The organism is Cupriavidus sp. CuC1 (assembly GCF_044627735.1).
In the GTDB taxonomy this organism is placed as follows: Bacteria; Pseudomonadota; Gammaproteobacteria; order Burkholderiales; family Burkholderiaceae; genus Cupriavidus; species Cupriavidus ulmosensis.
The window spans coordinates 44,028-57,773 of record NZ_JBIUHC010000062.1; the positions used below are offsets into that span (position 1 = coordinate 44,028).

Here is a 13,746-nt window from a genome sequence, read left to right on the forward strand (position 1 = left end):
GTGCTGTGGGGTCCGCAGCCCCGCCTGCGGCCAGATTTCGCCTCAGCCCAGGTACGGGGACCGAGCAACGCGGCGCCGGGCGAGCTGCGCGGTCGTCTGTGACGTGCCGGCCGGCGCAGGAGGCACGGGTTCGTTCGCCTTCATCTCGCGCCGATCTTCGGTCGTAACAATCTCGGAGTTCTCGGCCAGGGGGCGTGCCCATATCGGGGTCAGGGAGATGTCCGCCCACTTGATCTTGTCAAGCCCCAGGCGCAGGCAGCCGGCCCGGATGTAGTACGCCAAGTCCAGCGCCTCGTTGCGCTTGCGCACCTGCGACCAGGTGCCATTTGGCATGCGCACCTCGGACCGGAGCAGTTCGTCGAAGAACGCCTGCGCCGGCCACTTCGGCAAGTGGATGTAGCCGGGCCCGGGCGAACGCCGCTTGAGCCCGGTCCATACTGCGTCTTTCATCAGATTCGGGTTCAGGTTGTAGAGCGGCACGTCGCCCTCCTTACCGTTCTTGCCGCCGACCATCGATAAGCGCATCATCAGCGCCGTGCGCGACGAAGCACCTTTGATCAATATGATCCGCTGCGCGTAGCCCTGCCGGCGCATACTGCGATACCAGTCGTAAGCCTTGTCGGTCACGCCATCCTCGCCGCCTGAGTCCACGACGGTGAGCTTGACGCGTAACTCTTGCCCTTCGATGCTGGTGCGGTACGTCGAGCGCACGACCCGCTCGGTTATCAAGTCCCAGTCCTCCACATAGGAGGCCGGGTCGATCGGCGCCATCCCGCCCATCCCCTCGCGCGCCGACTCGGTGATGCTGTAGCGGTCGACGAGCCACTGTTCGAGGTGCGGGCCGATCGCGTGCACCTGCACAACGAAGCGCGCGCCGGTCCCGCCCTGCACGTCCACCGAAGCGATGAGGCAGCGCGTTTCATCGGGGACGATGTACCGCTCCAGTGCGCTGTCCTTTCGGCTCTCCGGATCATTCTCGTCGGCCGCCGCTTTCGCCAGGTGCCGGCTCATGTACGGCATGCCCTGGTCCACGTTCGTCGTGTTCTTCAGCGGTTCCTCGTCGGCGCTGAGCTCGTACTGGCGGAGTGCCTGAAGGTAGCGCAGCAGCAGGGACTTCCACGACTGGAACGCCGCGGCCACGCCGCCGAGCCAGTAGCCGGCGACGGGTGATGTGGTCGCATCGCCGATGATCTCGTCGTCAGCAGTGATCTGCGCGCCATCAGGAAGCCAGATGCCGCTTCGATTGAGTTCAGGCTTCCGCTTGGGCAGATGGATCGAGCCGCAATGCGGGCAAACGATGAAATTGTATTGGTCGGCCAGCGCGTTGATGTCGCCCTCGCGGGCCATCTGCCCCAATTGGTCCTCGGGAGGCAAATTGAAAAGCCCGAGTCCTGGCTCTGCCTCGAACCACTCGCGGCAGTCGAGGCACTTCCAGTACCAGCGGCGCCGGTCACTGCCGTTGTACAGGCCCAGGATGCCGTTCGTGGGCGGCGCCTCGTGCGGTGTTGCCGGTCGCCAGTTGGGGTCGGTCAGGTCGCGGCCCGGGGACGACTCGGCCAGGGCCATGCCGCGGCTCATGAACGTGGTCGTACGCTTCAGCCCGAGCGGGAACGGCGCGCCCTCCCCCCCGATGTCGTCCGGCATCCGGTCCAGGTCGGTGAAGGCGACATAGCGATAGGTCGAGCCCGACAGGTTGGAGACAGTCGGCCAGCCGATCTTGAGCCACATGCCATGCTTGAACTGCTTGTCATGCACGGTGTCGTCCTGGCTCGACCTGCTCTTCATCTTTTCCAGGTTTGGGGAGTGCCGGAGCGCGCGGTCGATGTCCGTCTTGCTGAACTCGCGGGCTTTGTCCTGCGACATCTGGACGAACAGCATATCCCCCGGGTCGTTGACAACGGCATGAGCCATCCAGCCGAGCAGTAGCGCGGCCGTCTTACCGGTCCGCGCGGGCCCGACGAAGATCGTCGCTTCATGGCGCCGGCTGGCGAGCATGTTTGTCGGCTCAACCATGTAAGGCGTCTCGTCGGGGGACCATGGCATGGCCGGGCCGCCGGTCTGCTTGATGATCAGATTCTGAGCCGCCCCCTCGCTGACCGTGACCCGTTTCGGCGGACGAAAGGCGGCATATGGACTGATGACATCGGCCAGCGCCACATCGTAGTGCTCGGAATCCTCAAGCATCGTTGGCCTCCATCCGCTCAAAGACGGCCGCCAACTCGCCAAGCGCCTCATCGATCTGGCGGCCGACCTCTTCCGCTACCTCGGGCGCCAGGGCAACGCGGCGCTCGAGATGATCGGGCAGGGAGCGCAGGGTCTGGGCGATAGTGGCGTATGCCGTCGCGGTGGCCTGGATGACGGCCGCGCGGGAGACATACTCGCCGCTCTTGACCTTGAACTCCAGCTCGTTCAGGTCAGCCTTTGCCGACTCGTTGCGCGCCCGCGCCTCATCGAAGTCCTCGATCGCTTCAGATTTCACGTAGTCCTTGGGCTTCCGGCCGGCGCCGGGCCGTGCCCCGCCGTGCCCGTTGCCGCCCCTGGATGTCTCGATGGGCTCGCTCATGCCAGGCCGTCCTCGTGAGCGGGCTGATCTGCGGCCGGCGCATTGGAATTGACGGCAGCTACCCCCTGAAGCCATGCATGGAGTTCAACCGCCCGCACGAACAACATCCGGCGACTTCCCAGCCGCAACAGTGTGAGGGGCGCCTCGCCGCGCTTGATGGCGGACTCCAGCAAGTCAGGGGAAATGCCGACCAAAGCGGCCGCCGCGGCGATCCTGTAGAGCCCGGGCGGCGCCGATGCGGCAACTTGATTTCGGTCCATGCCGCCAATGCTGCGGTTATGGGGTGTCTCGGTGCCTGCGGACGGATTTCGGAGTTATGGAATGGCTTTCGGGGTTATGCCGGTGGATTGAGGGCCAATGCCGCCCTGCCGGGGCCAACAGAGGCTGGCCATCCTCACCGATTCAAGATTGAAAATGCGAAAAACTCTCGAAGACCGCGCCTCTTCGGCCCCGCACGTTACCCGCCCACGTCAGGGTCCCCCGCGCCCGCCGCGCTTGCGCCGCCTACTCCACCAGGCCGTTCTTGATCGCGTAGTAGGTCAGGTCGGCATTGGTCTTCATGCCCATCTTTTCGAGGAGGCGCGCGCGATAGGTGCTTACCGTCTTGACGCTCAGGAACAGTTCCTCGGCGATCACCGAGACCGACTGGCCGCGCGAGAGCTTGCAGAAGATCTGGAACTCACGCTTGGACAAGGTCTGGTGCAGGGGCTGGTCGGTGGGCTTGTCCAGCCCGCCGATAAGCAGGTCCGCCACCGTCGGGCCGACATAGCGCCGGCCCTGGGCCACGGTGCGGATCGCCCTGACCAGGTCGTCGGGCGCGCTTTCCTTGGTCAGGTAGCCGGAGGCGCCGGCGCGGATCAGGTTGATGGCGTACAGGCTTTCCGGATACATGGAAAGGATCAATACGGGAAGGTTGGGATGACGCTGGCGCAGCAGCTTGAGCACCTCGATGCCGTTGCGGTCGGGCATCGAGATATCGAGCACCACGACATCGAACTCCATCTCGCGCAGGCGCGTCATCACTTCGTCGCCGCTGGCAGCTTCCCCTTCCACCCGGATATCGGGTTCGTCGGCAATGAACTGGCGCAGCCCAGCGCGCACGATCTGGTGATCATCAGCGATCAAAACGCGAATCATGGAGGTCTCCCTGGGCATGGATGCCCCAGCTCTCAGGAGGGGCCGGTTAATGCATTGTAGTGCTTACAAAGCCGCGCGGTTGTCGGTGTAGAAGTGACACGCACGCGCAGGCCGCGCGCACATAAAAAAAGGGACGGGTTCGAGCCGTCCCTGCGTTCCAGCCCATCCGCGCACCGGATGGCGGCAAGCCAGGCGCCTGCCGTCCCGGGCTGGCGCGCTTCCAGCGCTTGCTGGAGCTTGGTCTGTCGGCACCGGCATTTGCACTGGTGTCGGTCGAAGCCTCGCCCTTCTTGCTCTTGGCGTGGCTGCTGTGCTTCCCGGTCTTGGTGGTCGACTTGCGTGGCAGCGTCGGCATCGGCGCCCATCTTGGCGTCCAAGACACTCCCGGCCAGGCGGCCCGCACACAGCGGATCGCTGCGCCGCAGCATGCCGATGGACCGAGGGCGCAGCCGCCCCACCCTTGCGCAGGCACGAGCAAGGCAGTGTCACATTGATCGAGCGGGTGTGAGTGGCGTGGCTGGGGTGGATAGCTGGGCGGCACTACGCTCTATCTATATAGGCAGCCATGCAGAGATGGCCTGCGGAGCAATGGGGTGGAGCGGTGGAAGGCCGTGTCAAGCAGGCCTCGGGCATCAGGAGAGAGGCAGCAGCAGCTGTGCCGGTTGGCTGACTGGCGCGCGGCGGGCAGCCTTGGCTGTGCCTCGTGGACTGCGGGCTTGCGTGCGTAGGAGCAGCAGGATCAAACCCGTCTGCTCTATCCTGGTGCGCAGCTGCTGCACTCGGCGTTCGGTGATGCCGAACTCAGCGGCGATTTCGCGCGGGCCGGCGCCACAGCCCAGCCTTTCAGCGATCAGGCGGTCTCGCCGGTCCATCTCTTCCAGATGTCCACCGGGGACCGACAGCGTGGTACCGCCGTATTCAGACACCAGGCGGCGGAATGCGGGCAGGCCGATCAGTCGGGCTACCGCGTGGTCTTCTGTTGCGGTAGCGGGCACATAGAGGTTAGCGCCGCCGAACCAGGCGACCAGACGCGAGGTGGCGGTGTAGCCAATCTCGGCTGCTACGTCCTCGAGGGTGCCGTTCGCCCGCTCCATCTGGCGCTATCCCTGCGTCTGGCTGGGGCGCGCTGCTGGCGCCGAAGCCTGCACCATGGCCGACAGCGCCAGGGTCCACAGGCTCAGGATGATGCCAAGGGCGGCGAAGGTGCAGCCGCGCATCCCTACCCGGAGGGATACCGGGGGAGCTTTCCGTCGGGTATGGGATGCGCGAGTGCTCATGATCTGCCCTTAGCAGATGATCTTCGGATTTACTGCGCCGGCGTGAAGTCGACGTAGTAGGACTTGCCGAGCTCGAACTGCGCGACGGCCGCCGGGTTGTCGACCTGGATCTCGATCGAGCCGCTCGGCGTGGCCTTGCAGAACTTCTGGTCTTCCGGGATGGTCGAGTCGTATTGCACGCCGAATTTCAGGGTCTTGGCGTCGCCGCTCCAGGCGTGGCTAGTAACGCTTTGCAGTTGCAGTTTTGCGCGAACGGTCATGATTGCTCCAGGGGAATGCCGACATCTGGCCGGCGCAGATGCGCTACTTGGCGAAACCGGCAATCCTAGGGGCTGGACAGCAATTCTAGGTGTGTGGTACGAGGCTGCGGAAGAACGATTCCAGCCCATCGTGTCCGGTGTTCGTTTTCACCCGCCCCCAGCGGGCCGTGAACTTGCGTCCGGCGCGCGAGATGCGGCGCTCTTCATGCAACACCATCAGGGCGTTCAAGGCCTGCTTGTATGAGAGGCCCGCACGCAGGGCGACTTCCTGGCCGGTCAGAAGGCCATCGGCGCTGGCCAGCACCTCGAGTACTTTGCCCCGATGCGTCTTCGCGCGCTCCACCTCGAAGTGGAACGCAAACCCCAATTGCCCAGCCGCGACCGCGGCGGCATACCGCCTTGCATACGCTCCCATCCCAATTCCCCCGAATTGAGCACCACATCAATCGAATACCACTCCGTAGGTCGTAGCAGTGTGAGCCTCGACCTTCTTGATGAATTCCCCCATTGCGCCGACCGTGATCTCGCCCCGCGCGATCGAGGGCGGCACCAACTGCACAGTCCCGTCCGGCATGCGCATCTCGTGCGGCGGCAGGAACATGCCCTTTAATTGCTCGTGCCAGGCTTTCTCGCTGAAGCGCCGGCCATCCAGCCATACCTGCGCGGCGATGGGCTTGATCACAGCCGAGAAGTAGAACTTCACCTGCTCTTCCAGGCGGTCTTCACCCTCGTCCACCAGGATCACCCGTAGCGGCCGGCCGTCTCTGGCCTTGGTCGGGGCGGCGGCCTTTACTGTTGCCACGACCTCCTGCCAGTCCGCGCGGCCGCGCAGGGTGAATTCCCGGTAGGTCTCGGTCATTCTGCCGGCACTTCCTCGCCGTACTTGCTGGCCACGTAAGCGCGCATGGCGGCGATCAGCGGTGATGCGTCGAGCCCTTGCGCCTGCCCAACCTCCGCAAGCCATACAAGCCTTTCAGCCTCTGGCGGCAGTAGTTTGATCCGTTCCTTTTCTATGAGAGGGCCGGCCTGCGCCCAGATTGTTGTTGGCGAGAATGTCCGACCAACCCACTCGGACCCAGCTCCGCCCAACACATCTCCGTCAACGATTTTGGCCTCGCCCCATGCAGCCTTCGCCACCCAGTAATCCAGTAGCGGTCCATCTATCTCAGATACCTTCATGGCAGTTCCCCTTGTCTCGTTTACTTCAGGCGTCCCTCACCGTCAGCATGGCCATGCAAAAGCTGAGAGCCATGCCTGAGGTTGCGCAGCCCCGCGGCCAAGCGGGCCGGGAAGAATTCCCCATGAACGATGTGCACCCTAGTCAACGCTCACCGGCAGAGCCCAGGCAGTGCGGCGTGTCGCTCAGCGTTTTTGTTATAGACCAAAGCGCAAATCTTGGAGCGCATCCCAGCTACCGGCTGGCGATGTACAACTCCCACGCCTTCACGAGTTCCCGGACACTCTCGCGCGCGTCCGTCAGCGTGCGTGTACCGGCCACCTTGCATGCAATTTGCATGGCTCGGTTCCGGCTGATGTTGAAGGCTGCCGCCGGGACCGCCAGCGACTTGCCCTCGATCACCACCATGCGGTAGATGGCGGCATTTCGTTCTGCCGTGCTCAAACCCCGCCCTCCGCGATTCGGTAGTAGTGCAAAGCCTCTGCCGCACGCGTGATCGCCATGCGGGTGGCTGCCGCGCGGCCCTCCCCGACCTCTTCAGTGAGGATCAGCGCACCATCCCCACCGGTGAAAGCCGTCACTGCCACCGCCGTCTCGCCCACGGTGACGGAGAGGCGGCAGTCAACCTGCAGACGGAACGCGTCGATGTCGCTGCGTCGCGGATCGAACAGTGCCCACTGGTCGCCCACGCCGATGTGGACCATTTCGAGCTCCCGGACGCGGTACCGGCGCACCTCGTAGCCCGCGGCACGGGCGGCTGCCTCAATCAGATCCAGGTCTGTCATCTCACATTCAGGTAAAGGTCGACCGGGCCAAGCTCGAGCACAGCAGCGCCGCGCGGCGCGCGCCAGTAGCCAAACCCCCAACGAAGCGGGTTCAATCCGCGAAACTTGATACGCATGGAGCCTCCGTTAAGCGGCTAGATGGGTTGTTGTCATGCGCGGCGTGCCCGCGCACTGCAGCTTCACCACGTCTCCAGCCTCAAGCCGGCGAATGCCTTCCTCGATTGCTCGGGTGTATTGGCGCTTGGTGACCGTCTCCAGAAGCTGCTCGTAGAGGGCGATGCCATCATTGATCGAGCGCATCTCATCGCCCGAGACGCCGAGCCGGCCAACAGCATGGCAGCGCTCGCCGACGGCAATCATGGCGTTCTGGGCGGCAAAGATGACTTCCAACCCCACTTCCGAGTTGCTGGCCTTCTCGCAAAGAATCTGCGCGATGTTCAGGGCGTTGGTGATGTCGTGCCAGACGATGCGCGGCGCACCTCCCTTCATGAGGGAGGCGGCGCTGGCGTGCACGGCGAGCAGCAGGCTGGCGCGCTTGTGGTCGGCCAGCGGCTGGTCGCCGTCGAAGAGCAGCTCGGTGATGTCGCGGCGGACCTCGCGCTGCCGGCGAGCCTTGCGCGGCTTTTTGTTCCCGGCCATCAGTATTCCTCCCGTTTCCAGCCGCCGCCCAGCTTCGCAGCCAGCTTGGTTGCCTTCACCATGCGGAAGAACGGCAGGACCTCCGCGCACAACTTGATCTTCATCTGCCCGTGTGCCGTTACAAAGCCGCCCTTCGTCTCGTGGATGGCTAGGCTCATGTCGCTGTGGAGGACCAAGAAGTCGACTTCATAGAACGTGTTGTCGGCCAGCCGGACTCGCATGGGGTGGAACTTCCAGTCGATCACCAGGCCCTGGCGCTTCTCTTCGTCCAGCAGCGCGGCATACGCGCGCTCGGTCTTGTTCATCTGGTCCTTGGGCAGGCGGCCTAAGGCATGGAAGCGCGCGAGCGGGTCAGCCTTCTTCCCGGCCGGCGCCGTATGCTTGGGCTGGCGCGCCTGGTGCGCGGCCAGTTGTTCCGGCGACCAGCGGAGCATGTTGCTCATGCCCAACCCCCATCCCGCACCCACTCCAGCCCACGGATTGCACGCTTGAGCGCCCATGCCGCTGGGGCCAGAGGTGCGATCACAATCGCAAAGGCCACATAGACCAGCGCGGAGCCGATCACGCAGACCCACAGCAGAACTGAATTCATTTCACGTTTCTCCCTATCCATTCCCGGCGCTTTGCCGTCTGTTCCTCGCTGATCGGCGTGTGCCTGTCGCAGTCCGGCTCGCTCCCTGCCGCGATCCAGCGCAGCGTTAGTGTTTCCTTCTCGCAGCGGCCCATGCCCACTCTGGCGTGGGCAATATCGCTTGCTGTGAGATGGGCTGCCGCAGGGCCCTTGCGGGGCTTCATGGTGAAGTGACGGCAGTTGATGCAATGGACGGTCATGGCTTCCGGCTCCGTATTTCTGCGTCGATCGCGGCGCGGTGGCTGGGGTGCCATGCCTCCTGCACCCAGCCGTTGTCCGGGCACTCCAGCCGATAGCCGCCACCAGGCAGCGCATACGGCTTGTAGTTGACGATGCAGCCCTCGTCCATCAGGAACTCCAGGCGGTCGGTGTCGCTGAATAGGACTTTGCTCATGCCTGCCTCCGCACGTCCGGCAGGCTCGGCACCGAGTTCGCCGCCAGTTGCGCCACGGTCGTGACGTTCAGCAGCGGCACGTCAGAGCCGCACGCGCGCACATTCGCGGCCTTGGCGGCGTCACCCAACAGCAGGGGCGCCTCGAAGGTGAACCCAGCTTTCGCGTTCTGCGCTTCGGTCATGCCGATCAGGTGCGGCGGGAATTCCGGGGTCTCGCTGCGCATGCGGTAGCCGCGGTAGCGGTTCACGAACTCGTTACCCTGGAACGGCCATTCCTTCTCGGTCTTCCGACCCAGCTCGATCCAGCCGCCCATCTCCGTGATCACGCGATGGATCAGCGCATCGTCGAAGACCACTGAGCGGTACGTGCCCACCGTGCGGACGGCGCGGTCCACCTTCGCCCAGGCCAACAGCGCGGAATCCTGCGTCGATCCCTGCAGCATGCGCACCACGTCAGCCGGCTTGGGCAGGTACTGGCCGGCGTCCGGGTTGACGCAATGCCGATTGAAAGCCTCCTGCACCGCGTCGATGTCGAACGGCAGCATCGCGCTCCACCAGACTTTGCCGGCGAACTCGGAGAAGTCCTGGCGGTAGAAGGCGTAGACGTTGGATACCAGGGTCGTGAAGCGGCCTGCATCTTGCGGGGTCATTGCTCTGCTCCTGCGAGTTCTGCGGCCAGCCGGTCGGCCACCGCGCGGTTGTTGGCCTCAAGGGCCTCTTGCTTGTTCGGGGCCTTACGTTGGCCGGCGGCGTGTTGGCAGCAGGCCTTGAGGTAGGCAATCGGGTCTGCTGGCCGCTCGATCACCGCGGCACGAACCGCCTCGATGACGATCTCGGGGGTGTAGTCCGCGACCAGCTTCCCGACAATCGAGCCGCATTGTTTCTCGGGGGTACCAGCCTGGGCCAAGAGCGACTTGCCCGCAGCCCAGAGCTCGTCCTTGGTCATCTGATCGGGGGACTTGACCGGCGGCATGCCGCCCGTTCCGTCAGGAACGGAAGTAGTAGGGTCTCCCTGTCCCTGTCCCTCTCCCTGTCTCTTGGAGGCGTTGTCCCCAGTCTTGTCCTCCGGATTTCCGCCGGTGTCCCTAGGGACAAACAACGGATGTCCCTGGGGACAACCAAGCGACATCCACTCTTCGAAGGTGGGCTTCGGAACGTTGGCACCCTCGTGCCGGTCGTTGTGCTTCTTGATGCGGCCGCACTCGGTGCGCCAGCGCTGCTCCAGCTTGGCCTTCCACGCGTCGCGCGCCTTCTCCGCCACGACGGGGTGGTACAGACGCCCATCGCTGCATTCGATCCAGCCGCGCAGCGCGCCCGGGCGGACGTCCTTCCACGCCTTGTCGATCTTTCCGCGGATCGCGTACCGGGCTTGCGTCGCAATCCACATCTCGTCATTCGGCATGGAGGCGGCCGGCACCTGGTGCCACGAAGCCGACCAGAGCAGCACCGCGGCCCAGCAGGCCTCCGGTGTCTCGTTCGAAGCAAGTTCCGAGTCACGCAGGCGCGAGACGTCTAGCGGCATGAAGGCGAAGTCTTTCAGGTCGCAATCGGCAGGCGTGAGCGGTTCGGGTGCGGTCAATTGCGCCCTCCCTGCCCCGCCAGTTTGACGGCGCGCGCGGGCACCCAACGCAGGTAGGCGTCCTCCCAGTAGACGCGGCGCTCTTCCCTGGAAAGGCGGTTGCCTTGGTCGATCTGGTGGTGGCACCAGCCGCAGCCCGGCACGGTCTTCTCGTCATCTGCCTTGATGAGCATGCCCTTGCCATGCATCAACTGATTGGAGTGGCACGGCACTACGTTCTTGTGATCTGGTGCGCCAGGGATCAGCAGATAGCAGGGCTCATCGCGGCAAGCCTCGGTGAAGCGGCGCTGCGCGATCGGCCGGCGCTTGGGCCTCTTCTTCTTGAAGGGGCTGGGCACCAAGCCGGCCGTCTGCCTCAACCAGGTGGTGGACCTGAACGGCGTGCGGCGCTGGAGCGGCGCGCCACGCTTCATGGGTGTCGTGCTGCGGGTCAGCATGGCAGGCACTCCATTACTTCTTCGATGAAGACGCGCGCCGCTTCAGCATTGATGGCGTTTCCGTAGGCGCGCAGTCGTCCCACTCGCGAGGTAGTCCCATGAGCCAGCGGGAATGTGCCGGGTTCAACTGGCCGCCACTTTCCATCTCGGCAGAGGAGCCAGTCAGCATCTCGCCAGAGGCCGTTAGTCGGGCCGGCTGCAAGTCCTTGGTGATCGACGTCAGCGTATGCCCGCGCGTTCCTCGAGCCAGCGATCCCTCGCCCCCCGACGATTCCGAGTCCTGGAGCAGCGGTGTAGGCCAACCCGCCAACTTGGCCACCATCTGAATATCGGTCAGTGATACGCCCATGCTCGATCCGCGCGCGATCGATCGGCGCTTCCGCTCGAGGAAGGCCTCCGGCTCTCCGTTCGCTGGACTGGCCACCGGCGTCGGCCAGCCAGAAAGCATCGCAAAGGCTTGCTCGCTCAACGGCTTGCCCCGCGTCTGCTCCAGCCTGCCCGCCAGGAACTCCGGCGAGCCGCTTGCGCTGTGCCAGTCGCGCGCTGCTGTCGGTGCGGGCCACCCAATAAAGTCGGTCGCGGATGTGCGGCGCACCGACGCCCGCAGCCGGGAACGGCTGCGCCCCGAAGGCGTAATCCACGGCTTCCACGTCATCGTGTACAAGGTCGATCCAAGGGTCGACAGCCGAGCTCGCAACTTGCTCTCCAAGGATGATTGGAGGGCGGCACTCGCTGATGAGGTGGTACCAGGCCGGCCAGAGGTGCCGCTCGTCAGCAAAGCCAAGTCCTGCGCCTGCCGCGGAGAAAGGTTGGCACGGACAGGAACCAGTCCAAACAGGTCGATCGTCGGCCCAGCCGGCGCGCCTGAGCGCGTGCGACCAGACTCCCACGCCGGCAAAGAAGTGGCACTGCCTGTATCCACGAAGGTCGTCTGGTCGAACATCCCGTAAATCCCTTTCGTCAACGTCGCCCGGCACGATGTGACCGGCGGCGATCAGGTTGCGCAGCCACTGTGCTGCGTATGGTTCGATCTCGTTGTAGTAGGCGCGGCTCACGATGCGGTCTTCGCCTTCCGCGCGCGCGGTGGCGGCGCCAACCAGGCGCCAGATATACAGTCGCGCCAGATGCAGTAGGAGGCAAAAAGCCAGATTTGGAGGGGGTTCACGCTGCCGCTCCCATGAACAAACCGGCCTGGATAGGATGAGCACGGCGATCCCAGAAGACCAACGACTGTCGTGACTCGATCCGCTCGCGCATGACCTGCGCACGAGACTCTTTGCTGGCCGGCGTATAGGTGCCGCGCCATGCGCTATCGATACCCACGTTCTGCGCGATGTTCGTGCTGTCGGCGCTGGCAAACGGGAAGCGGCTGAAGACTTCGGGATCGAGCATGCGCAGCCCGTGCAACTTGCACACTGGCCGGCCGCTCTTGTCGCAGACCACGTCCATGGCTTCGGCCATGCGGGTCCACCATGCCGGCGCGCCAACCCGCGCGAACTCGCCCGAGCTGCCAAGGCAGACACGCGGCCAGGCCAACGCCATGCGCTCCAGACGATCGAGGCTTTCATGCAGGTGCCAGACCGGCGCTCCGACGCCGGGCGCGCGCTCGCGCCACGGCCACTCGGCCAGCAGCTCATCGTTTGCGGCCTCGTCGCCGTCGATGATGTCCGGGATCACAGCGAAGTCGTACGATGGATAGCGGTGTAGTTCTGCCACCCACTCGTAATACGGTTCCCAGTCAGTGATCGGCGCGCCCGAGCGCCAGGCCGAGAATGCGCCGTTGTCTACGGCGAACGACTGCGCGACGTCCAGCACGATGCCCAATTGCTCAGGGTAGCGAAACGAGACGAACGCGTGACCAGCGAAGACCGCCTTCGTGGCGGCCGTGGTCGGCGTGATGGGAGTGCCGTGATAGTGGATCATGGCTAAACCACCATCAGGGCAACGTCGCCATCTCTCGGCGTGGGACTGACATGCGTAACCACGGCGACGCCGGACTGCAGAATGCGCAGATGGGCGGCGCTGATATGCGCTACCGCTGGCTTAGCCGCAGAACGGCTGGGGGGCTCGACCGAACCGCGGTAGGTCACGATGTCGACGCCGTGGTGGTGGGCCTTCAGTTCTTGGTGCCCACCCAGGCTCTCTTGCAGGAAATCGGCGAGCTCTTCGTGATACGCGGCGCCATGGACCGCAGCAGCCGTCGTGATGTGCTCGACGTGGATCATCTTCGTCGACTTGATTTCCAGGTCGAAGGCGATGGGCTTGCCGTTGGCTGGGCAAGCGCAGATGAACTGGTGGCGGTAGATGTTCATGCTGCCGCCCTCGCCATCGCTGCACGAGAATGGACGGTGCGGTGGGCAAGAATGAAGCCGCGATCCCATTCCTCGCGTGCCTCAGTGCCTTCTGTGTACGGGTTGCTGCTGCCCCGCTTGCCCTCGCGCGCAGCGCGGGCGCCTTCTTCTCGAATCGCTTGACGCGACCTGATCTGTTCCATGATTCCCCCGGGGTTTCCCACTAAACAACTTGCTCACGCGGAGCCAGAATTGGCGCTCTGCGGTCAGGCAGCTTTCATTGCCTCGATCTGCGATTCCAATTCACGTATGCGGCGCTGCTCTTGCGTCTCGGCCACCGAGCGGAAGCCACACACAGCGTCTTCGTACTGACGAATTGCCCAGTTGCCACAGAGCGCCTGGAACTTGATGCGGAAGTCGAACGGCAGATATTTCTTGCCGCTCAAGATGTTGGAGAGGTGCGACTTGGGCATGCCCAGGATCGCTGCGGCGTCGCTCACCCGAGTTCGACAGTTTGAGCCCGATTTTCGGCATTTCTGACCGTCGCCCCTAGCACTGGCGCGGCTTCCAGGGTCG

Annotated in this window: 24 protein-coding genes; all 24 read right to left on the minus strand. The window is 64.4% G+C overall.

What is annotated here, in order from left to right; translation table 11 throughout:
* Positions 1-42: 42 nt before the first annotated feature.
* Positions 43-2,184 (minus strand): phage terminase large subunit family protein, encoded by a 2,142-nt coding sequence (locus tag ACGLHR_RS25140; RefSeq protein ID WP_400096791.1) that lies wholly within the window; start codon positions 2,182-2,184, stop codon positions 43-45.
* Positions 2,177-2,563: a DUF1441 family protein gene (locus ACGLHR_RS25145; protein ID WP_400096792.1), complete on the minus strand. Its 387-nt coding sequence runs from the start codon at positions 2,561-2,563 to the stop codon at positions 2,177-2,179. The genes ACGLHR_RS25140 and ACGLHR_RS25145 overlap by 8 nt, the downstream gene beginning before the upstream one ends.
* Positions 2,560-2,823, minus strand: a complete 264-nt coding sequence (locus ACGLHR_RS25150) for a helix-turn-helix transcriptional regulator (protein ID WP_400096793.1) — start codon at positions 2,821-2,823, stop codon at positions 2,560-2,562. The genes ACGLHR_RS25145 and ACGLHR_RS25150 overlap by 4 nt, the downstream gene beginning before the upstream one ends.
* A 244-nt stretch (positions 2,824-3,067) precedes the next feature.
* Positions 3,068-3,700: a response regulator gene (locus tag ACGLHR_RS25155; protein ID WP_400096794.1), complete on the minus strand. Its 633-nt coding sequence runs from the start codon at positions 3,698-3,700 to the stop codon at positions 3,068-3,070.
* Positions 3,701-4,332: 632 nt separating this feature from the next.
* Entirely contained in the window at positions 4,333-4,794 is a 462-nt protein-coding gene (locus ACGLHR_RS25160) for a hypothetical protein (RefSeq protein WP_400096795.1), read from the minus strand.
* Between the two features lie 6 nt (positions 4,795-4,800).
* The gene (locus ACGLHR_RS25165; protein ID WP_400096796.1) at positions 4,801-4,977 is read right to left on the minus strand and encodes a hypothetical protein; all 177 of its coding nucleotides are present in this window, start codon (positions 4,975-4,977) and stop codon (positions 4,801-4,803) included.
* Positions 4,978-5,006: 29 nt separating this feature from the next.
* Positions 5,007-5,237: a hypothetical protein gene (locus tag ACGLHR_RS25170; RefSeq protein ID WP_400096797.1), complete on the minus strand. Its 231-nt coding sequence runs from the start codon at positions 5,235-5,237 to the stop codon at positions 5,007-5,009.
* 85 nt (positions 5,238-5,322) lie between these two features.
* Positions 5,323-5,652 carry a hypothetical protein gene (locus ACGLHR_RS25175; RefSeq protein ID WP_400096798.1) on the minus strand — a complete coding sequence of 110 codons (330 nt, stop codon included), beginning with the start codon at positions 5,650-5,652 and terminating at the stop codon, positions 5,323-5,325.
* A 27-nt stretch (positions 5,653-5,679) separates the two neighbouring features.
* Positions 5,680-6,096: a hypothetical protein gene (locus ACGLHR_RS25180; protein WP_400096799.1), complete on the minus strand. Its 417-nt coding sequence runs from the start codon at positions 6,094-6,096 to the stop codon at positions 5,680-5,682.
* Positions 6,093-6,416, minus strand: coding sequence for a phage protein NinX family protein (locus tag ACGLHR_RS25185; protein ID WP_400096800.1), 324 nt, complete (start codon positions 6,414-6,416; stop codon positions 6,093-6,095). The genes ACGLHR_RS25180 and ACGLHR_RS25185 overlap by 4 nt, the downstream gene beginning before the upstream one ends.
* A gap of 232 nt (positions 6,417-6,648) precedes the next feature.
* The gene (locus ACGLHR_RS25190) at positions 6,649-6,858 is read right to left on the minus strand and encodes a hypothetical protein (RefSeq protein WP_400096801.1); all 210 of its coding nucleotides are present in this window, start codon (positions 6,856-6,858) and stop codon (positions 6,649-6,651) included.
* Entirely contained in the window at positions 6,855-7,199 is a 345-nt protein-coding gene (locus ACGLHR_RS25195; RefSeq protein ID WP_400096802.1) for a hypothetical protein, read from the minus strand. The genes ACGLHR_RS25190 and ACGLHR_RS25195 overlap by 4 nt, the downstream gene beginning before the upstream one ends.
* Positions 7,200-7,325: 126 nt before the next feature.
* Positions 7,326-7,838: a hypothetical protein gene (locus tag ACGLHR_RS25200; RefSeq protein ID WP_400096803.1), complete on the minus strand. Its 513-nt coding sequence runs from the start codon at positions 7,836-7,838 to the stop codon at positions 7,326-7,328.
* Positions 7,838-8,281, minus strand: a complete 444-nt coding sequence (locus tag ACGLHR_RS25205; RefSeq protein WP_400096804.1) for a hypothetical protein — start codon at positions 8,279-8,281, stop codon at positions 7,838-7,840. The genes ACGLHR_RS25200 and ACGLHR_RS25205 overlap by 1 nt, the downstream gene beginning before the upstream one ends.
* Positions 8,278-8,430 (minus strand): hypothetical protein, encoded by a 153-nt coding sequence (locus ACGLHR_RS25210; RefSeq protein WP_400096805.1) that lies wholly within the window; start codon positions 8,428-8,430, stop codon positions 8,278-8,280. The genes ACGLHR_RS25205 and ACGLHR_RS25210 overlap by 4 nt, the downstream gene beginning before the upstream one ends.
* Complete coding sequence (locus tag ACGLHR_RS25215; RefSeq protein WP_400096806.1) at positions 8,427-8,669, minus strand: hypothetical protein; 243 nt, start codon at positions 8,667-8,669, stop codon at positions 8,427-8,429. Before ACGLHR_RS25215 ends, ACGLHR_RS25210 begins: the two co-directional genes overlap by 4 nt.
* Positions 8,666-8,863 (minus strand): hypothetical protein, encoded by a 198-nt coding sequence (locus ACGLHR_RS25220; protein WP_400096807.1) that lies wholly within the window; start codon positions 8,861-8,863, stop codon positions 8,666-8,668. The genes ACGLHR_RS25215 and ACGLHR_RS25220 overlap by 4 nt, the downstream gene beginning before the upstream one ends.
* Complete coding sequence (locus ACGLHR_RS25225) at positions 8,860-9,513, minus strand: DUF6475 domain-containing protein (RefSeq protein WP_400096808.1); 654 nt, start codon at positions 9,511-9,513, stop codon at positions 8,860-8,862. The genes ACGLHR_RS25220 and ACGLHR_RS25225 overlap by 4 nt, the downstream gene beginning before the upstream one ends.
* Entirely contained in the window at positions 9,510-10,442 is a 933-nt protein-coding gene (locus ACGLHR_RS25230; protein ID WP_400096809.1) for a DUF1376 domain-containing protein, read from the minus strand. The genes ACGLHR_RS25225 and ACGLHR_RS25230 overlap by 4 nt, the downstream gene beginning before the upstream one ends.
* Positions 10,439-10,879, minus strand: a complete 441-nt coding sequence (locus ACGLHR_RS25235) for a hypothetical protein (RefSeq protein ID WP_400096810.1) — start codon at positions 10,877-10,879, stop codon at positions 10,439-10,441. Before ACGLHR_RS25235 ends, ACGLHR_RS25230 begins: the two co-directional genes overlap by 4 nt.
* Positions 10,873-12,147, minus strand: coding sequence for a DNA cytosine methyltransferase (locus tag ACGLHR_RS25240; RefSeq protein WP_400096811.1), 1,275 nt, complete (start codon positions 12,145-12,147; stop codon positions 10,873-10,875). Before ACGLHR_RS25240 ends, ACGLHR_RS25235 begins: the two co-directional genes overlap by 7 nt.
* Positions 12,041-12,802, minus strand: a complete 762-nt coding sequence (locus tag ACGLHR_RS25245; RefSeq protein WP_400096812.1) for a hypothetical protein — start codon at positions 12,800-12,802, stop codon at positions 12,041-12,043. Before ACGLHR_RS25245 ends, ACGLHR_RS25240 begins: the two co-directional genes overlap by 107 nt.
* Before the next feature lie 2 nt (positions 12,803-12,804).
* Positions 12,805-13,191 (minus strand): hypothetical protein, encoded by a 387-nt coding sequence (locus ACGLHR_RS25250; protein ID WP_400096813.1) that lies wholly within the window; start codon positions 13,189-13,191, stop codon positions 12,805-12,807.
* Positions 13,192-13,436: 245 nt separating this feature from the next.
* On the minus strand, positions 13,437-13,746 hold a 310-nt coding region (locus ACGLHR_RS25255; protein WP_400096814.1), incomplete at its 5' end, for a hypothetical protein.